The organism is Sporomusa termitida (assembly GCF_007641255.1).
In the GTDB taxonomy this organism is placed as follows: Bacteria; Bacillota; Negativicutes; order Sporomusales; family Sporomusaceae; genus Sporomusa; species Sporomusa termitida.
The window spans coordinates 5,046,273-5,065,538 of record NZ_CP036259.1 but is presented as its reverse complement, the minus strand read 5'-3'; the positions used below and the strand labels follow the sequence as shown (position 1 = coordinate 5,065,538).

The window sequence follows — 19,266 nt, the reverse complement described above, 5'->3', positions numbered from 1 at the left end:
TCATAGTATATAGCAGGATGTTGTTCTGCCTTACAGGTAAAACGACTTATTTCTCAAAATATAAGGAGGTTATATTTTAATGAAGAGTTATAAAAAGCACCCCCACTGGAAATGCGATGACGACAAATGCGGCTGTAATGAAAAATATGATAAGTGCGATATGGATGACTGCCAGGACATGGATATGTCTTGCGGTACCCCCCAAATGAAATGCCAGACAACGAAAGAATGCGTGAAAACCTATAAATGCTACTATAAGTTATACAGAATCTGCACGTACCGCCTATTTAAACTGTGCCCACACTGCGGTTTTGAATTCGACTATCACGAGCACCGCGGCGGCTGTCCCAAGTGCAGGTAGTTATCTGTAAATAAAACACGGCTTGCGCCGAGCCTGAAGCCGCTGTTGCCCTTAGCCGGGAAAAGGTATACTTTCTATCAGGATGTAAAACCCGCGCTTTGTTGAAGCGCGGGTTTTTACTGCCAGCAGGAACTAACATTTGGCTGCTTGCAGCATTCACTCCAAAAACTAAAATTACCAGACGCGAAACAATCAGTTAAGGGAACACTATCACCGGGAGGTGATGTAATGATGGGTAAAATTTATGATGATAATGTCAATTCAAAACATGGTCCCTTCGGCCAGCCCCAGGCCCAGCCGGGTCCATATGGCGGCAAAGACACCGACAATCTAACTAGCAAAAAGGCTGCTACTATTATATCTGCCACTACAGCAGCCACAACCCGCCCAAAACAATAGTTTTAAAATGTGGTGCGAAAGGGCGTCCGTCTGACGTCCTTTCCCTTCCTTATCATTATTCTTTATAAAATTTTTCCGGTTTGAAAACTTCAGCCTGCTCAATATAGCTAATTTCACTGTCCGACAAGCCATACAGGTTGTAGACCAGTGTATTCATCTCATTGAACAGTGCTGCAAATTCTCCGGCCGTCCTGGTCTCAGTATGCGGTTCCAGACTATTACAGCAGACAGCACCTGACCGTGGGGCCAGCTTTAACCCCAGCCGCTCTAATTTATCCGTATAATGGCGATCTGTCATTAAGGGCAGCTTCTCAACAGTTTCAATATCCACCTGCGCCATCGGCCGGCCTTTTTCTAAGGTTACCGTATGATAATAATAGTTCATCAGCTTTGAATTAAGAATACATACCAAGAATTCCAGGTTTATTCCCGCCCGTAAAGCCACCAGGGAATGGATATTATTTAAATGATATAAGCCGGATCTGTCAATTGTGGCAATTAAGCTGTCACCAGTTTGGCGCAGAAAAATTTTGGGTCCGGCCATAATTGCCGCATTCCAGCCGCCTTTATTCAGCTTATCGGGGTTTACGTCCAGCCAGTCCCCCTGATAATTAAGGCCAAACGGTAATACCTGGCCAGAAGATATTAACCCCCGCTGCCAGGTGGGCCCTAGCTTAGCTTTGCCTTTAATATCAGCCTGCGTGGTTAATGAACGCATTCCGGTCCTGGTTTTGGTGAGATCTTTGAACATGTACGGAGCTTGCTCGATCTTATCGATAAGGATTTTATCGTTAGCGTGAAAAAATAAACGAAACCGGTTATATACCTGCCGCGCAAAATACTGTTGTTCATACTGATAGGTGTCTATGCTTAGCCCGCTGTTGTCAATTTTACTGACCGCTACAGCAGTTTCAGCACTATCCCGGTTAATCTTCTGCAGAATAGTAATAGCCGGGATTCCTACCAAAACACCGGCAAACACATTGCTCTTTACCAAGCTGATGGCCTTAATGGAGCAAGTTTTTAAAATATATTCACGTATTTTGGAATAATAGCGTCCGAGCAGGTAACTGTCAGGTGTGATAAATCCCAGATAACCACCGGTTTTTAAAGCTTGAATACTTCTTTCAAAAAATAAAGCATAATAGCTTAGCTTATACTGAGCGGAATGCGGATAATTTCGCTTTAGATACTCGGCCTGATCTACCGGCATTTTACCTGCCCGGTTTAACCCAAAACTTATGTACGGCGGATTACCCACAATATAATCAAACTCCAGCCCCCAGAATCGGACCGCAGGTTCAAAGTGCGGGGTTCGGCGATCATAGTTATCGGCCAGGTCAGCCTTTTCCCATTTGATCAAGCTATCGCAGACCAGCAGCTGATCATCGGCACTAACTACCTTGCCGCCCCCTTTTTCGGCCAGGCGAAGTTTCGCCGCAGCGACGGCATCAGCATCAACATCAGCACCATATAAACAGCAACTGATAATATGATAATGGAGGTTTTCCGGCTGCCAGTACTGAATGCCGGTAAGCCTTGTTTCGCCTTTGCCACTTTTAATAGTATATTGGTGCCTGCCATAGCGCTGCCTGAGCAGAACAAGGTCAGCGGTAAATTTTTCCAATAAAAGCTCGTAGGCTGCTACCAGAAAATTACCGGAGCCACAGGCCGGGTCCAAAACCCGGGGGGCCGGGTTAGCCACAACATCATGCTTGGCCAGGGTATGTTTGAGAATATAGTTAACAATAGGTTCCGGCGTATAAAAAACCCCGGCAGCTTTACAGGCCTGACGTTTCTCAGCTTTCAACACCATAGCGCCTCCATGGCTAAGTTCTTCACCTATATTTCGCTAAAACCATTTGACTTTCCTTTAATAGCCAGTAATTTGCCTAAGACCGGAATAAACGAAACACGGCTTGCGCCGAGCCTGTGGTGAAAGCGGAAGCCGCTGTTGCCCTTAGCCAGGGGAAAGGTATACTTTCTATCAGGATTAGAAAAACTTGGCTTATGCCATGTCCTTTAGGGCGCCGGTAGAAACCGCCGGTGCCCCTTTAGGGGCTAGATTTTTCTTATCCCTTGGATCATAGCCTCGAATTTTTATAAATTCTGAATGGGGCAAAAAAATACGCCTGGTAAGGGCGTATTCTCAGCATTACTTAATCGGTGTTTTAGGCATGCCCAGTCTGAACTTGCCTCTTGTTTCCAGACCGCCTACACCGTCAATACCTGTTACGGAGGCTGTAATCGCATCACTTACCTCAACAGTTCTGTTGATAGGGGTGAATGCCACTTTTTCGGCAATAAAAACCGGATCATAAGCATGAATAAAAATACGGTTAGGTGAACTGGCGAAGTTGGCACCGGATGATAATATAGCTTCAAAATGGGATTGGCAGGCACCGGCAAAAATGACTAAATCATCGCGGGAAGGCTCAAATATTCTGGCTTTTTTTACAGCGGTAATAAAATGCTTGGAGTTCCGGTAGTTATTGATATCGGCAAAATCTTTTTTACCATTGCCGGTCAAGGCATCATGGCCGGTAAGTACTAAAATATCCGGTCTGAACTCTTCCAATAAGTTGACAATTACCTCAGCCTGTTTACTTTCTTCCACCCAGCGCCCCTCGGCCTGGATATTAAGCTGGTTATATGTTTTTAAGCACATTCTCAGATATTCCTCATCACCGTCCAAATGTAAAACCCGGCCCGGCAAATCGAAAAAAGTGAACTTCTTGGTTGCCTCCGAGCGTCTTAACTCGACTTGCTCGCGTTCACGACTGCGGCGCATTAACACCCGTCTTAGTGTATCATTATGCATGCCTTCCATACGCACAATTTCATTGCGCAGATGTTCGGCTTCAATTGGCATTAAATCATCTATCGGCGAATCGGCAATTAAGCGAAGGTGCAGCCCTTTCAAAACACAATGAATATGCCGGTCATCATCTTCGAACACATCGGTTACTTTAAACACTATATCGCCGCCATGAGACTTTCTGACGACCAGATCGCCGACTTGAATGTCCATGTACTCCCCCCCTTAGCTATCGCTGTGACTATTACATACTATGTATCGCCGATCTGAAGTGCCACAAAATTATCCTTGCCGGCGCAGTAGCAAACGCCTAATCCCCACTATATACTATAGTGAGCCCCCGTGGAGACCGCTTTACTGATAGCACAGCACACGCATGCTTACTCCGAGGTGATGGACGTGATTTGCGTGGTCGTACCGGCCAAAAACGAAGGGGGACGCATTACTACTGTATTGCAAAATTTGGGAACTTTACCGATTGATCACATCATTCTGGTGGCAAACGGTTCAAAAGACAGTACAATGCGTGAAGCTTTAGCGATGCGTCTTCCCAAACTGCAGATTATTTATTTTCACGAATGTTTAGGAATTGACACTCCCCGCGCCGTAGGTGCTAAAGCGGCTTTGGCTCTGGGCAGCGACGTCGTCGTCTTTGTGGACGGTGACATGGTAGGCACCTTTAATGAAAACTTGATGGAACTGGTCGACGGTGTATTACTAAAACATATGGATATGGCACTAACAAACTGTTATCCCTCTCCACCGCGCCATATTGAGCGTTATAATCCAACCTTCCAGTGGCGGCTGAACCTCAATAAAGAACTGGGATTAGACAAAAAAATCAACCTAGCCAGTCCGGCCCATGGGCCGCATGCAGTCTCCCGCCGCCTGCTGGAAACAATTTCTTTGCGCGAGTTGGCTGTTCCTCCGGTCACAATGGCACTCGCACGCCTCAATAAACTAAAAATTGATATAGCAACAACGATTCCGCACTACCGTCTGGGTTCATCGGTAAAGAATCAAATTCATACCAATAAAATCATTGATACCATTGTCGGTGACTGCCTTGAAGCAATTGCCGCTTTCCATGACCAGAGCCGCAACCGCCAATGGCAAACCAAGACCTACTTAGGGTACCATATTGAGCGCCGTTTTGACCTATTAGACCTGTTCTTAAGCGAAAAGCCCTGCTCGAAATGAGCAGGGCTTCAAGTTTTATTAGCTAAGATTCTTATTATTTAAGATTTGTCCAGGCATTAGCGATAGCAGCAAATTCAGCAAGGGATAACTGCTCTCCCCGCCGCCGGCCGTCAATTCCGGCCTGCTCTAATACCTGAATGATCTCATCCTTATCCAGACCACCAGCCTTCAGGCTGTTAGCCAGAGTTTTGCGACGCTGGGCAAACGCGGCTTTCACCACCCGGAAAAACATCTTTTCACTGGCGACCTGTATCGGCGGCTCTGAACGCACAGTACAGCGGATAACCGCAGATTCCACGGCCGGGGCCGGAATAAATGACCGGGGCGGCACTAAAAACATGATTTCCGGCTGGGTATAATATTGCACGGCCACCGACAGTGCCCCATAGTCTTTCCCTCCCGGTACGGCAACCATACGCTCGGCCACCTCTTTTTGCACCATAGTAACCAGGATGTCGATTGGCAAACGGTCTTCCAGAAACTTCATAATAATTGGAGTTGTAATATAATAAGGCAAATTAGCGACAACTTTGTACTTTTCCTGGTTAATTTCCCGGGAAATGTCGATTTTCAATATATCGCCATGTATTACTTTGACATTATCATACCCTGCCAGCGTTTTAGCCAGTACGTCCAACAGGCGCCGGTCCAGTTCTATTGCCGTAACTGCCGCCCCGGCTTCAGCCAGTCCCTGGGTCAAGGTACCGATTCCCGGGCCGATTTCAAGTACGGCATCACCCGGTGTTAATTTTGCAGCGGCAACAATACCAGCAACCACATTGCTGTCAATAAGGAAGTTCTGCCCCAGCCGTTTGCTCATATGAATACCAAAGGTCTTTAAGATATGTAACGTTACATCCTTTTGCGCAATGCATGGTTTTATCCCCATATTACTCTTCCTCCCCGCCGCTGTTTTGGCCGGCTGCGGCCGCCAAGCCGGTTATTGCTGCCATAAATTCATCACGGCTGACCCCATAATGATTCAGTCTGTACAAAAAGCTTTTGGCATTGGCATACCCTATACCTAATTTTTCCCCCACAGCGGCGCGCCGGCCGGCAGCGGCCGGCACACCACTTAAACCGGCAGCCATAATATCCTGCCAGTTAAATTCATTAGTTGGCTCCCACTCATGGAGGCGCACTTTACTCAATGCGTCCCTAATAGCCGCAGGGGAAGCCTGTTCAATACCGATATCATTATTGGCATTGGCCTGCTCCCGGGGTACAAAAGCATGTCTGGCCTCAGGAAACCGTTCAGACAAAAACTTCCTGATCCGTTCCCCGGCACTGTCAGGATCGGTCAGAATAATAATACCCCGTTTTTGGTAGGCCTGTTCAATCCGGCTTAAGCAGCGCGGCAATAAGTTAAACCCCTCTGTAGCAATACACTCAGCATCGACAGCCCGCTTGACCGCGGCAATGTCCTGCTTGCCTTCCACCACAATTACTTCTTTTATCATCTAATCTACCCCATTACCTAAACAATATGACTATCTTATCACATTTGGTGGGCTTTTATCTATATAGTTCAATAACGGAGCCGCAATAGGGAAATAAAACCGCCGGTCAGGCGGTTTTACACTTCTCTGGGCTACATGACCAGCAAATTCCAGTGACCCCGGCCATCAAGGGACAGCTTCTTCTTATGATAACTGTTCAGGGTATTTCTGTGGCCAACACTAACCAGCGTAGTTCCTGCCAGACGCTCCTGCACCAAACCGTACAGCTGCCGTTCTGTGGCTTCATCCAGTGCTGATGTGGCTTCATCCATAAACAGCCAGTCCGGCTGATGGATAAATACCCGGACAAACGCAATCCGCTGCTGTTCACCTAAAGATAAAATATGAGACCAATCCTCAGTTTTATCAAGATAACTTTTTAATCCCTCAAGCTTACATATGGACATAGCCGCTATGATTTCTTCATCAGCTACCGGGCGGTTCAGACCTGGGTATAATAATGTATCCCGCAGCGTCCCCAGCGGCAGATAGGACCTTTGGGGCAAAAACAAAAAAGTATGCCCTGCGGGAATCGTTATCCGGCCCTGCGCATAAGGCCATAACCCGGACAAGGTTCTTAAGAGGGTACTTTTACCACTGCCGGACGGGCCTGCCACCAGCAGCGATTCACCGGCCTGGATTGTCAAATTGAGGCCGGAAAGGATTCTCTGGCCGTCAGGCAGGTCAATGCTTAAGTCACTGACAACCAAAGCCGCTTCAGGACCCACCTCGATAACAGAATTGCCCTGAGGCAGCGTGCTCACCTGCTGCATACTGCTAATAAAACCGGTAAGCCTGTCAACCACAGCCTTCCACTCGGCTATAGAGGCATAACTGCTGACAAAATAAGAAAGCGATTCCTGCACACTGTCAAAGGCCTTAGCTATCTGCAGCAAGCCGCCGAGTTGTATTTCTTTGGCAAAATAGCGGGGCATCGCCACCACGAGCGGGAAAATAATAGCAATCTGCCCATAGCCGGAAGCAAACCAGGTCAGCTGCTTGCGCCGCTGCATGATCTGCCAGTAATTATTGAACACCTTGCCAAACCGGGCGATAAAAGACCGCTCCTCCCGGGCCTCACCGCCATAAAAGGCAATACTTTCGCTGTTTTCCCGCAGCCGGACCAGGCTAAACCGGAAATCCGCCTCATAGCGCTGCTGATCAAAATTAAGCCTGGCCAGAGGCTTGCCGATTTTATGGGCCAGCCAGGTGCCAATCACGGAATAAATAATAGCCACCCATACCATATAACCGGATACAACCAGCTGCTGGCTGCCCAGTGGAATCACCAGGATTCCGGATAGCTGCCATAAAATAGCAATAAACGATACCAGGGTCACAAACGCTTTCAGCAGGCCTAATGATAAAGCCAGGGTATAATTCGTAAATAATCTTAAATCCTCGCTAATACGCTGATCAGGGTTATCTGTATAACTGTCTGTCAGCTGCAGCCGGTAAAACATCCGGTCTGTAAGCCAGTTATTAAGGTATTTATGGGTCATCCAGCGCCGCCATTTGATCTCAAGCATCTGCTGCAGGTAAAGCTGATAAACGGCGACAATGATATAACAGGCCGCCAGCAGGCAAAACTCGCCGAGGGCGCTGAAAACCTCCTCCTTGTCAAAATTCTGGAGGGCGTTATAAAACCGGTTGAACCACTTATTAATCAGTACTAAAATATACACATAAGTCAGATTCAGGGTTACAATTACGGCCAACAGGCCCCGGGCCGGCCATTTCTCCTCCGAATGCCAGTATTCACGGATCAGGCTCCAGGTAGCCTGTAAAAATTTACGATCTAAGACAGCCAAGTACATCATCCCTTCGGCTATATAATAATAATCCTCTTAGAATTCGCTGCCCTATAGCCTGACTCCTGCCCGCTGTCCTTGCAACAGTTTTCACCGGCAGCAAGAGCGTCTGCCGGCACCAGGCATCCTCACCATCTGCTGAGGCAAAAGCACTCATTATAGCCTACAATGCTAGACAAGTCACAACTCTCCTATAGTATTGCTGCAGTTATGCTTACAAATCCCGTTGCCTAATTTTTTTCAATATCCAAGGCTTCTCCCGCGAAGCAAAATGAACGTCCCCATGCTTCTTTTTATCGACTGCGGCTTCACCCAGGCACACAAAAACCGCCTGCGACCCCAAATTCCAGGGTTACAGGCGGTTGTCGCTAATCGGCTAACACATATACTTTTACCATCCGGCGCCCAAAGCGCCAGGCCTCACTGGCATTCTCCATACACAGGTCGATCTTGTCGCCCACAATGGCGCCGCCGGTATCAGCGGCCAGTCCCATCCCGTAACCGGGAACATACACATGGGTGCCGAGCGGTATTACCGCCGGGTCGACGGCCACAATCCCCCGCCGGGCGTAAATACCTGTTGCTGTCAGTCCCTGGGCCGAACCATCTGTCGGCAGATAAGCGCTGGCCTCCATGTAGCGGACGTCCCGGAAGCGCATAGTCCCGCGTGAGGTGTCGACAATATCCCGGGTACCTACCCGGATGATCTGCGGCTTCGAGCTTACGGCCACAGTTTCGGCCAGCACATCGGCCGCCACCTTAGCTCCATCTTCAAAGCGGACGCGGACGGTAGCTTTCTTTACGCCGTTTTCACCGGCCTGTACAGTCTCCTCCACGCCTTTTTCCAGGGTAGCGTCAGGCTGACGGACAATTTGATACAAATCAGGAGTTTCCTGCTCTTCAATGCTCTCACTTAACGTGACGGCCCGGATGCTCATCCCGGCAACAGGCCTGGTGCTGTCCTCAGGCATTAATCTGATTTTGGCCTGAGGAATTCCCAGTTGGTCGGCAACCTCCCGGACAGTCGGCTTACCGGTAAGGATACTGGTGGTTTTACCCTGATAAGTTACTGTTACCGGTATAGCCCGGAATACCTCGATAACGGTCCCGGTAGTTACACTGGCTGTCGACAATCTGATTTCGTCTTCAGGGCTAAGCGTAATGCCGGCTTGATTTAATATTTTGTGCGGACTTTTATAGAGTGTATTGACACTATACGTTTGCTCATCTGCTACAATATGTACGTTTTTATACGCCCAAACAAATCCGGTTGCCACTAGTGATGCTAGGAGCAGCGCGATAACAATTACCGCTTTCCTGTTCCTGTACTTTGTCAGTACAGACATTTCATCACTCATGAATACCCCCCTTTCTGCGAGCCAATCAATTATATCATAACATGGTCAATCTGTCAAAAAACTGACAGAACATAACCATAATTATCCACTCTCTATTAGGAGTATTACCAGTTTATGGTAAATTTATACATATAAAAAATCGGGCGAAATTCTTCACTATTGTAAGATATTCGCCCGACTTCCATTTTATTCCTGGTACAACATGTTTTAGACCTTGCCCCGGGCTGCTTGCTAACAGCCAAGGCCAAACAGGCGTTTCGTATTGGCCGTTGCCGCCTCGGCCAGCGCCGCCGGTTCCAGCCCTCGCACCCGGGCCACCTCGGCTGCCGTAAACGTAACATAGGCCGGTTCATTGCGGCGCCCCCGGAAGGGCTGCGGGGTCAGATAGGGGCAGTCGGTTTCAACCAGCAGGCGTTCCAACGGTATATTGGCTGCCACCTCTTTTAGCTTACCGTCTTTAGCAAATGTTACCGGGCCGGCAAATGATACATAGAAACCAAGTTTAATGACCTCTTTCGCCATCTCCCAACTGCCGGAAAAACAATGAAATACCCCGGTCAGTCCTTTAGCTTCTTTCTTCACAATGGCCAGGATATCACCATGGGCATCCCGGTCATGAATAATAACCGGCTTGTTAAGCTGGCGGGCCACATCAAGCTGACGGATAAACACCTGCTGCTGTACCGCGCGCGGTGACAAATCATAATAATAGTCTAAGCCAATCTCACCAACAGCCACTACCTTCGGCAAAGAATGCCAGGCAGCCAGCTGTTCATAATCCTCATCCTTAGCATCCCGGGCATCATGCGGATGAATACCGACCGCCGCAAAAATGATATCATGCTCAGCTGCCAGCGCGACGGAGCGGGCCGATGATTCCATACAGGCCCCGGCATTAATGATCCCAACCAGGCCGGCTTCTGCCGCCCGGTCGATTACCGCCCTCCGGTCATCAGCAAACCTTTTATCGTCAAGGTGGGCATGCGAGTCAAAGAGCATCTTATCTCACCTTACTGCCGGCCGGCATATCGGCAGTAACCAGCTGCAGCCGGTCATCGCCAACGGCTGCCAAAACCATACCCCGGGACTCAATCCCCCGGATCTTAGCCGGTTTTAGATTGACGACCATGACGACATTCTGGCCCACAAGCTGTTCAGGCTCATAATGCTTGGCAATCCCGGAAATAATAGTCCGCTGTTCGGTACCCAGATCAACGGTTAATAACAGCAGTTTGTCAGTTTTTTTAACCTTTTCGGCAGCCAGGACTTTAGCCACCCTCAGATCAACTTTGGCAAATTCGTCAATAGTAATCTCCGGCAGGCCCGGCGCTTGCGGCGCATCAGCTGCTGCCACTGCTGCCGCTTTGTCCACAGGCTTGGTTTCCGCCTGTTCCTCCGGCTGTTCTTCAATGCGTGGAAAAATGGGTTCCGGCTTGGCAACCACAGTCCCGGCCGGCAAACGTCCCCAGGCTTGCGCCTCGCCCAGGGTTACGCTGGCGAAATCAGAGGCAAGACCAAGCTGCCGCCAGATCTTAGGCGCGGTTACAGGGGTAAACGGTGAAATAAGGATAGCAACAATTCTGAGCACTTCCGCCAGATTAAACAGTACCGTATTAAGCCGGCCTTTTTTAGCCGGGTCTTTGGCCAGTGCCCACGGCCCGGTCTCATCAATATATTTATTCGTGCGCCCGATCAGTGTCCAGACATCTTTCAGCGCCGCGTTAATATCCTGATATTCCATGTGTTTTTCATACTGAGCAGCAGTAATGCGCGCCAATTCGATAAGCTCCTGGTCAATAGCATCCGTTCCACCGGGGGCCTCGATTACACCGCCGTTAAACCGGCCAATCATACTTAGGCTGCGATGCAGCAGGTTGCCCAGATCATTAGCCAGATCGGCATTAATCCGGTTAATCAGGGCATCCCGTGAGAAGTTGCCGTCAAGCCCCAGGGTAATTTCCCGCAGCAGGAAATACCTGATGGCATCAGGCCCGAACTCATCGATCAAAGCCAGCGGATCAATGACATTGCCTTTGGATTTGGACATTTTATCGCCTTCCACAACCAGCCAGCCATGGCCGTATACCATCTTCGGGAGATCTACCCCCAGCGCCATTAAAATAACCGGCCAGATAATGCTGTGAAAACGGACTATCTCCTTGCCAACCAGATGAATATCAGCCGGCCAGTATTTAGCGAATTTCTCCCGGTCATGCAGGTAGCCGGCCGCCGTAATATAATTGGTCAGCGCATCAAACCACACATACACCACATGTTTGGTATCAAACGGAACAGGTATGCCCCAGTCAAAGGTAGTTCGTGATACACACAGGTCCTCCAGGCCGCCTTTAATAAAGTTAATCATCTCATTGCGGCGGGATGTCGGCTGAATGAATTCGGGATTTTCTTCTATATAGTCCAGTAACCGTTCCTGATACTTGGACATCCGGAAGAAGTAGCTTTCTTCCTTCACAATCTCAACAGCCCGGCCGCAATCCGGGCATTTTCCCTCATTAAGCTGCCGCTCCATCCAAAAGGTCTCGCAGGGCGTACAATACCACCCCTCATATTCGGCTTTATAAATGTCGCCCTGATCATAGATTTTTTGAAATACGGCCTGTACCAGCTCATGATGGCGCGGCTCGGTAGTACGGATAAAATCATCATTAGATATATTAAGCTTTTCCCACAGATGTTTAAATGACGCTACAATCTTATCCACATAAGCCTGCGGAGTGGTATTGTTTTCTGCGGCCTTGCGCTGAATTTTCTGTCCGTGTTCGTCCGAGCCGGTCAGAAACAGCACATCAAACCCGGCTAGTCGTTTATAGCGGGCAATGGCATCGGCAACCGTAGTGCAATAGGCATGGCCGATATGCAACCGGTCACTGGGATAATAAATCGGGGTTGTAATATAAAAGGGTTTTTTCGGCATAAGATCCTCCTTGTAGCATAACGCGCTTTTCGTATATTTTACCAATTATAGACATTGTTATCATAATTGTCAACAGTTGCCTTTTTCGACATAAAGTAGTATCATATGACAATGTACAGTGTTTTTATACACAGGTTTACCTGCAATTCAAAAATAATTTGCCATTTGGAAAATTCTAGGTTGACAAGCATTGTAATATTTGGTATTATTTAGTTGAGTAGGTTTTGTCGAATCTTGTTGATTAAAGGTTATTAAATTATAATGGAGTATGAAGGGAGAAAGAAAAATGAAATCAACTGGTATAGTACGTAAAGTGGACGAGCTAGGTAGGGTGGTAATTCCTATTGAATTGCGTCGGACTCTGGATATTGAAGAAAAAGACGCCCTGGAAATTTATGTGGACAGTGACCGCATCATTCTGCGGAAATATGAACCCGCCTGTGTATTTTGTGGTAATGCCGCCGATGTAACCAATTTTAAAAACAAGAATGTTTGCAAAGAGTGCCTTGAATCTATGGGCAATAAAGCGGTATAAGCCAGTTTAGATTAAATCGCTGTCGAGAACAGCCTGGTATACCACTCTTTTCGGTAGACCTTTCTGCGACGCCACCTCACGGATGGCGTCTTTTTTATGTAGCCCCCGGTGCATAAGCCCGGCAACAGCCTGGATTACATCAGCATCAGTCAACGCCGCTGCTTCTCCCGCCGGTTTATCCTCCGCCGGACAGCCGGCTACCAGAATCGTAAATTCACCCCGGGGTTGATTCTCGGTAAAATGCCGGCCGATACTGTCCAGGTCACCACGGACAAATTCCTCGAATTTTTTCGTCAATTCCCGGGCAACAGCCGCCTGCCTGTTTCCCATAGCGCTCTTTAGCTCCTGTAAAGTTGCTCGCACCCGGTGTGGCGCTTCGTAAAATATGAGGGTGTAGGGCTGGCTCGCCAGGCTGGCCAGCCTGTCCCGCCGGTGTTTATTGGTTTTTGGCAAAAATCCGATAAATGTAAAATGATTGGTGTCAAGTCCGGAGGCAATCAGGGCCGTCAGCCCCGCATTGGGCCCCGGCAGCGGCACGACCGGCACGCTGTTCCTAACGGCCAGCTTCACCAGGTCAGCCCCGGGATCAGAGATGGCCGGCATACCGGCGTCACTAACCAGTGCAATGGTTTCACCCTCTAACAGGCGCCGGATGAGTTCAGGCCCCCGTTCCTCCTTATTATGCTCATGATAGCTGATCAGCGGCACATGGATAGCAAAGTGATTTAATAGCTTACGTGTATGTCTGGTATCTTCAGCGGCAATGGCTGCCGCCTCCTTTAGCACCCGGACAGCCCGGAAAGTCATGTCCTCCAGATTGCCGAGCGGTGTAGGGCATAGATAGAGAGTCCCTTTGCCGGTTGTTATCGTCACAAAAGTCACCTGTCCTGACTATAAAACTTCATGATATCTTCACTATAGTTCCCATCAGTAGTATATACAATTAAGGCCGGCAATACATCAATTCCCGGTCTGGCCCCCCGCACCCCCTCGATAAGCAGCATGTTGGGCTTTTTGCCGGCCGCCGGATACACAAACTGCAGCCGCTTCGGTTCAAGGCCGGCCGCACACATCGCCAGCGTAATTTCCGCCAGCCGTTCCGGCCGGTGCACCATCGCAAACCGGCCGCGGTACTTTACCAGATATTTCGCGGCCGCAACAACATCGGCCAGATTTGCTGTCACCTCATGCCGCGCCATGGCTACCCGGCTATTGGGGCTTATATAGCCGCTCCCTACGGGGCGATACGGCGGATTGGCAACAACCAGTTCAAAGCAGCCGCCGGGCAAGAACTCTTTCACCTGCCGCAGGTCGCCATGGATCATGGTAAGCCTATCGGCCAGACCATTACTGGTCGCCGACCGGCAAGCCCTATCGGCCATCGCCGCATTCAGCTCCACACCGGTAACCGCAGCGGCGCCCCGTGCCAGCAGCAACAAGCCGATAACCCCGGTGCCGGCCCCAAGGTCTATCACCTCACAGCCTGCGCGCAGGCTGGCAAACTGCGCCAATAGCACAGCATCCAGCGAGAAGCAAAACTCGTCAGGATGCTGAATTAGTTTCATATTATTAATAACAAGGTCATCTACCCGTTCACCCGGTTTTAACCGAATCTCGTCAGCTGCCATTATTCTTTTTCCACTACCTCATCCCACGGAATAATTAACGTTTTTCCTTCAGGCAGCGCAATGGTTGCCGTCCGTTTCTGCTGGTTAATTGTTAATACCTTGCCTTCACCCTCGACAGTAACAACCTCCTTGCCAACCGCCGGCGCCACCACCTTTTTTGCACAGCAGCCGCCATAGCAGTCATTTTCGTACTTCAGGCAGCACATCAGGCGGCCGCAGATACCGGAGATTTTAGTAGGGTTAAGCGACAGATGCTGATCTTTGGCCATCCGGATGGACACTGGTTCAAAATCTCCCAGGAAGGTTGCACAACACAGCGAGCGGCCGCAGCAACCAATCCCGTTCATTAATTTAGCCTCATCCCGGACACCGATTTGCCGGAGTTCAATCCGGGTACGGAAAACGCTGGCCAAATCCTTTACCAGCTCGCGAAAGTCTATCCGGCCCTCCGCCGTAAAGTAGAAAATAATCTTATTTACATCAAAAGTATATTCCACATCCACCAGGTTCATTGGTAAATCATGGGCCTGGATTTTTTGTTCGCAGATTTTAAAGGCTTCTTTCTCTTTTTTCCGGTTATCATTGACTTTCTCCTCATCTTCCGGTGTCGCTTTACGCAGTACCGGCTTCAGAGGCGCTACAATCTGACTGTCTTCCACTTGCCGCGGCCCAACGACTACATCACCAAACTCCAGACCCCTCGCAGTTTCTACAATGACATGCTCCCCGGCAGTTATTTCCATACCGCCTGGATCAAAATAATATATTTTACCCGCCTTTTTAAAGCGGATTCCCACTACTGTCAACATACTTAATCTCCTTTTCCGTTAAATCCTGCAAATGTAAGAGTAACGCCTCGATAGCCAGCCGGGTATTGGCATTACCGTGAATCGCCCGTATCGTATCCTTCACGGCCCTGATCGCCAAAATATTTTGTTTTTCCGGCCAATGGCCCGCCCAGTCCTTTAACTGGGCCATACAATCAGTATTATATATTAAATGCTCACTATGCCTGCCGGCTACCAGTACAATATCGCGCAATAAATATACCAAAAACTCCAGAATGCCTACGACTTCCTTCGTGTCAAGGCTGTCAAGCGTGAGTGCCCGCTCCCACACAGCCGCCAGCCGCTTTTCCCGCAGACTGTCTAATAATTCAATCGCCTTATTCCGGTTCATCAAACCCTCAGGCGCCAATAATTCGAGTGCCGCCCCCATGCGGCCGCCGCTTAACCGGGCAGCAACCTTGGCCGCTGCCGGTACATAGCCTCTGGCAATCAGGGTCTGGGCAAGCAAACTTGATGCCAGCGGCTGAAATTGAATCTTTTGGCAGCGGGATAAAATTGTCGGCAGCAACGGCTGTGCTATCCCGGCCACGAGGATAAACACAAAGCCGGGGGGAGGCTCCTCTAATAATTTGAGTAAACTATTAGCAGCCTGAACCGTCATCAGCTCTGCCTCCTCAATCAGACACACCCGCCGTAAACCCATAGCCGGAGTTAACGCCGCAAAGTGCTGCAGCCTGCGGATCTGGTCAATCTTAATTGCCCGGCCGTCAGGCCGCACCAGTACAAAGTCGGGGTGGGCACTGCGGTTGAACACCAGGCACGCCTGGCAGACCCCGCAGGGCTTGGCACCGGTACCGCCGCATAAGATGCCGGCAGCCAGCAAGGTTGCGGCCAGACTTTTGCCAACACCCGCCGGACCGGTAAACAATAGCGCATGCGGCACTTTATCGGCCAGCAGCATTGCCCTGATGATGCTCACATTATCATCATGTCCGATTATTTCCTGCCAATGTATCATCATCTAGGTGTATAAATCGACCAGCATGCCCCGCACCGCGTCATGCTTAGACATGATTGACAGCTGGCGCTGCTGGCCGAGGCGCACATCTTCGGCCATCTCGCTGAGCTTGGCATCAATTTGCTGAATGGTCGTATACATTTTCTGCCGGCCATGACGGTCCCAGCCGGCCCGTGATTCCAGCGTATACATGCGCGCTACAGCCTCACCAATAAAATTACGGACAAGCTCTTTATAGGCTTTAAGCTCGCCATAGGTAGGCATGTTCGACAATCTGCGCCCACTTTCATCAATTTCTGAAAGCATCGCCTTTAGACGCTCAGCTGACTGCTTTTCCTGTGTTTTCAACAGGTCTGCGGCAAAATAATCACCTGTTTTCTCAGCTTTGCCGGCCTGTTCACGTTCAGCGACCACCGGTTGATTGCCCATAGCTAATTTATTTATTTTCATACTCATGCGTTATAGTCCTCCTGCCTAGAAATTACAGGGCAGATAACATACTTCTTATCCTATAAATTATAAATGGTTTTAGTGAAATAATCAAATATTTGGCACAAAAACGGTAATGTAAAAAGGCAGGGCTGCTATCAGTCCCTGCCAATCAGTTTGCCAACCTGCTCGTATATTTCATTATGTATTATTTCAATCGTTTTCAGCTGTCCCTCCCGGGTGCAATCGATCCTCTGCCAGGCAAACTGGTCTGCAATACCGCAGGCATTTTTATAGCATAGGTCCAGATAGGCATAATTCTGCTCGTGAATATCCCGGCTGCTGCCGGCCTTGTTGACCCGCCCGCGCATAAGCTGCTCACTAACTGCCGGCGGCATTGCCAAAAAAAACACGGTATCAGGAACAGGCAAGCCACATTTTACAAACTCAAAATCCCATAGCCAGTCCAGATAATCTTTTTGTTCTGCGCTGTCACTAATCTTAACTGCCTGATGAATCATATTCGAAGTAGTATAACGGTCAGCGATAACAACGCCGCCCTGCAAATAAAATTTCTCCCACTCTTTTTTATAAGACGCAATGCGGTCAACCGCATAAAACGCCGATGCGGCATACGCATTAAGATCCTCCGGGCGGTTGCCGAACTCGCCCTTCAAGTACATCTTAACCAACGCCGACGATTGACTCTGATAGTTAGGATAGTCGACTTTGCGTACGGCAATGCCCTCGGCCTGTAAGCGCCCTGCCAGTATCCCCGCCTGGGTTGCCTTGCCGCTCCCGTCAGTACCTTCAATAACAATTAGTTTTCCTCGCATACAGCCTCCGTCAGTCAACTACCTTAATCGTTTTCAGCAGGTAATCCTCGGGCCCGGAAATATGCAGGCCGGCATTCTGCAAAACATGGCAATAATCAATGATTTCCTGAGTAATCCGTTCCCCCGGGCACAGCATAGGAATGCCAGGCGGGTAAAAAGTAACAATTTCAGCACAGATCATACCATTGGCATCTTGGAAAGGAACCATACAGGTATTGCCAAACAAGGCCTCCCGCGGTGAAATCACCTGGGCCGGCGGCTGGGGGTACTTGCCTGCCAGATAGATCTCATGAATATCCGAAAAATCGCGGGTTCCGTGGTGAGTGGCAGCCAGGTCCCGCAGTGCCGCCACCAGCGCCGCCACTTCCCTTTCCGAATCGCCTAAAGTAATGAGGAAAAGTATATTGTAAACATCAGACAATTCCACCTGAATTTTATATTGGTGGCGCAAAATACGTTCAGCCTCTGCCCCTTTTAAGCCTAAGCCCTTAACAGTCACAGTTACCTTAGTCGGGTCAAAACTGTGGACACCCGGCTTACCCAGTTTTTCCTGGCCGAAGCAATATAAGCCGGGAATTTTATTAATTTCCTGTCTGGCCTGGTTCGCCAGATCGACGGCCCGCTCAATTAGGGTCTGCCCGGCAGTTGCCATCTGCATTCTCGCTACATCCAGCGAAGCCAGGAGAATATAATTAGGACTGGTCGACTGCACTAATTGCAGCATGGCTTTCAGGCGGGGGACACGGATACGTCCTTCCCGGCAATGCACCAGCGAGCACTGCGTCATGGCCCCAATGATCTTATGTGTGCTTTGGGCAACAATATCAGCACCGGCATCTAAGGCCTGTATCGGCAGACGGTCGGAAAATTTAAGGTGCGGACCATGGGCCTCATCAACAACAACCGGAATGTTATACCCATGGACAATATCAACAATCTTCTTCAGATCGGTTGCAACCCCATAGTAGGTTGGATTAATCACCAATACCCCTTTGGCCTCCGGGTGCTGTTCTAAAGCACCGGCAACAGTCTCCGGCGTAACCCCCATCGCCAGTCCTAATTCATTATCCACTTCCGGCTGCATAAATACAGGGATTGCGCCACTTAAAATAATGCCCCCGATAATTGAACGGTGAGCATTGCGTGGCACAATAATTTTGTCCCCTGGGCCGGCAATAGTCAGTATCATTGCATAAATTCCGCCGGTTGTACCATTAACCACAAAATAGCTATGATCAGCGCCATACAGATCGGCTGCCAGATCCTGCGCCGCTTTTACCGGCCCATGGGGCTCATGCAGGTCATCCAGTTCCTCCATAAGCGCCAAATCAAGGGCCAGCGTTTGTGGCGGTACCAGCTCAGCCAGCGCCTGGTGCATACCTTTTCCCATTTTATGCCCCGGGGTATGGAACGGTATTACCTTATCATTTACATAACCCTTCATCGCCGCCAACAAGGGTACTGCCTTCTGATCAAGCACGCAGCCCACCACCTTTAAATTCATTGCTATATTATACCCAGGCAAGTTGTAAATATTTTAACACACTGCCGTGTATGGTACAAGTTTTAAAGACAAAAGAACTGCCCCCATAGACTTTTTATGTTTTACTAAAGTATTGTAATAAATTATAATAATGAAATAGCCATAACG

Annotated in this window: 19 protein-coding genes; 4 read left to right on the top strand and 15 right to left on the bottom strand. The window is 49.1% G+C overall.

What is annotated here, in order from left to right:
* The first annotated feature begins 79 nt into the window (after positions 1-79).
* Complete coding sequence (locus tag SPTER_RS23325) at positions 80-361, top strand: hypothetical protein (RefSeq protein ID WP_144352575.1); 282 nt, start codon at positions 80-82, stop codon at positions 359-361.
* A 228-nt stretch (positions 362-589) separates the two neighbouring features.
* Positions 590-760 (top strand): hypothetical protein, encoded by a 171-nt coding sequence (locus SPTER_RS24960; RefSeq protein ID WP_170233381.1) that lies wholly within the window; start codon positions 590-592, stop codon positions 758-760.
* A 55-nt stretch (positions 761-815) separates the two neighbouring features.
* On the opposite strand, the gene SPTER_RS23320 is transcribed toward SPTER_RS24960, so the two are convergent.
* A complete protein-coding gene (locus SPTER_RS23320; RefSeq protein ID WP_144352574.1) occupies positions 816-2,576 on the bottom strand; it encodes an N-6 DNA methylase family protein in 1,761 nt (586 codons plus the stop codon).
* Between the two features lie 339 nt (positions 2,577-2,915).
* The gene (yabG, locus tag SPTER_RS23315; protein ID WP_144352573.1) at positions 2,916-3,791 is read right to left on the bottom strand and encodes a sporulation peptidase YabG; all 876 of its coding nucleotides are present in this window, start codon (positions 3,789-3,791) and stop codon (positions 2,916-2,918) included.
* 180 nt (positions 3,792-3,971) lie between these two features.
* Between yabG and SPTER_RS23310 the strand changes: the two genes are divergently transcribed.
* Complete coding sequence (locus SPTER_RS23310) at positions 3,972-4,778, top strand: glycosyltransferase family 2 protein (RefSeq protein ID WP_246105652.1); 807 nt, start codon at positions 3,972-3,974, stop codon at positions 4,776-4,778.
* Between the two features lie 34 nt (positions 4,779-4,812).
* Here SPTER_RS23310 and rsmA read toward each other — a convergent pair whose 3' ends face one another.
* From rsmA to metG, 6 genes are all read right to left on the bottom strand, one after another.
* Positions 4,813-5,667, bottom strand: a complete 855-nt coding sequence (gene rsmA, locus SPTER_RS23305; protein ID WP_144352572.1) for a 16S rRNA (adenine(1518)-N(6)/adenine(1519)-N(6))-dimethyltransferase RsmA — start codon at positions 5,665-5,667, stop codon at positions 4,813-4,815.
* Between the two features lies 1 nt (position 5,668).
* Positions 5,669-6,238 carry a ribonuclease M5 gene (gene rnmV, locus SPTER_RS23300; RefSeq protein ID WP_144352571.1) on the bottom strand — a complete coding sequence of 190 codons (570 nt, stop codon included), beginning with the start codon at positions 6,236-6,238 and terminating at the stop codon, positions 5,669-5,671.
* A gap of 131 nt (positions 6,239-6,369) precedes the next feature.
* On the bottom strand, positions 6,370-8,088 hold the full coding sequence (locus tag SPTER_RS23295; protein WP_246105411.1) for an ABC transporter ATP-binding protein/permease: 1,719 nt from the start codon (positions 8,086-8,088) through the stop codon (positions 6,370-6,372).
* Positions 8,089-8,456: 368 nt separating this feature from the next.
* The gene (locus SPTER_RS23290) at positions 8,457-9,446 is read right to left on the bottom strand and encodes a resuscitation-promoting factor (protein WP_246105410.1); all 990 of its coding nucleotides are present in this window, start codon (positions 9,444-9,446) and stop codon (positions 8,457-8,459) included.
* Positions 9,447-9,677: 231 nt separating this feature from the next.
* On the bottom strand, positions 9,678-10,445 hold the full coding sequence (locus SPTER_RS23285; protein ID WP_144352570.1) for a TatD family hydrolase: 768 nt from the start codon (positions 10,443-10,445) through the stop codon (positions 9,678-9,680).
* A 1-nt stretch (position 10,446) separates the two neighbouring features.
* The gene (metG, locus tag SPTER_RS23280) at positions 10,447-12,381 is read right to left on the bottom strand and encodes a methionine--tRNA ligase (protein WP_144352569.1); all 1,935 of its coding nucleotides are present in this window, start codon (positions 12,379-12,381) and stop codon (positions 10,447-10,449) included.
* A gap of 286 nt (positions 12,382-12,667) precedes the next feature.
* On the opposite strand from metG, the gene SPTER_RS23275 reads away from it, so the two are divergent.
* On the top strand, positions 12,668-12,916 hold the full coding sequence (locus SPTER_RS23275) for an AbrB/MazE/SpoVT family DNA-binding domain-containing protein (protein WP_144352568.1): 249 nt from the start codon (positions 12,668-12,670) through the stop codon (positions 12,914-12,916).
* Positions 12,917-12,922: 6 nt separating this feature from the next.
* On the opposite strand, the gene rsmI is transcribed toward SPTER_RS23275, so the two are convergent.
* The 7 genes from rsmI to SPTER_RS23240 form a co-directional block, all read right to left on the bottom strand.
* Entirely contained in the window at positions 12,923-13,723 is an 801-nt protein-coding gene (rsmI, locus tag SPTER_RS23270) for a 16S rRNA (cytidine(1402)-2'-O)-methyltransferase (RefSeq protein ID WP_144353056.1), read from the bottom strand.
* 71 nt (positions 13,724-13,794) lie between these two features.
* On the bottom strand, positions 13,795-14,544 hold the full coding sequence (locus SPTER_RS23265) for a tRNA1(Val) (adenine(37)-N6)-methyltransferase (RefSeq protein ID WP_144352567.1): 750 nt from the start codon (positions 14,542-14,544) through the stop codon (positions 13,795-13,797).
* Positions 14,544-15,353 (bottom strand): PSP1 domain-containing protein, encoded by an 810-nt coding sequence (locus tag SPTER_RS23260; protein WP_144352566.1) that lies wholly within the window; start codon positions 15,351-15,353, stop codon positions 14,544-14,546. The genes SPTER_RS23265 and SPTER_RS23260 overlap by 1 nt, the downstream gene beginning before the upstream one ends.
* Positions 15,325-16,353, bottom strand: coding sequence for a DNA polymerase III subunit delta' (gene holB / locus SPTER_RS23255; protein WP_144352565.1), 1,029 nt, complete (start codon positions 16,351-16,353; stop codon positions 15,325-15,327). The genes SPTER_RS23260 and holB overlap by 29 nt, the downstream gene beginning before the upstream one ends.
* Positions 16,354-16,806: a YaaR family protein gene (locus SPTER_RS23250; protein WP_425474301.1), complete on the bottom strand. Its 453-nt coding sequence runs from the start codon at positions 16,804-16,806 to the stop codon at positions 16,354-16,356. It lies immediately after the preceding gene.
* 131 nt (positions 16,807-16,937) lie between these two features.
* Positions 16,938-17,615 carry a dTMP kinase gene (locus tag SPTER_RS23245; RefSeq protein ID WP_144352564.1) on the bottom strand — a complete coding sequence of 226 codons (678 nt, stop codon included), beginning with the start codon at positions 17,613-17,615 and terminating at the stop codon, positions 16,938-16,940.
* A 10-nt stretch (positions 17,616-17,625) separates the two neighbouring features.
* Positions 17,626-19,119 carry an aminotransferase class I/II-fold pyridoxal phosphate-dependent enzyme gene (locus SPTER_RS23240; RefSeq protein WP_144352563.1) on the bottom strand — a complete coding sequence of 498 codons (1,494 nt, stop codon included), beginning with the start codon at positions 19,117-19,119 and terminating at the stop codon, positions 17,626-17,628.
* Between the last annotated feature and the right edge of the window lie 147 nt (positions 19,120-19,266).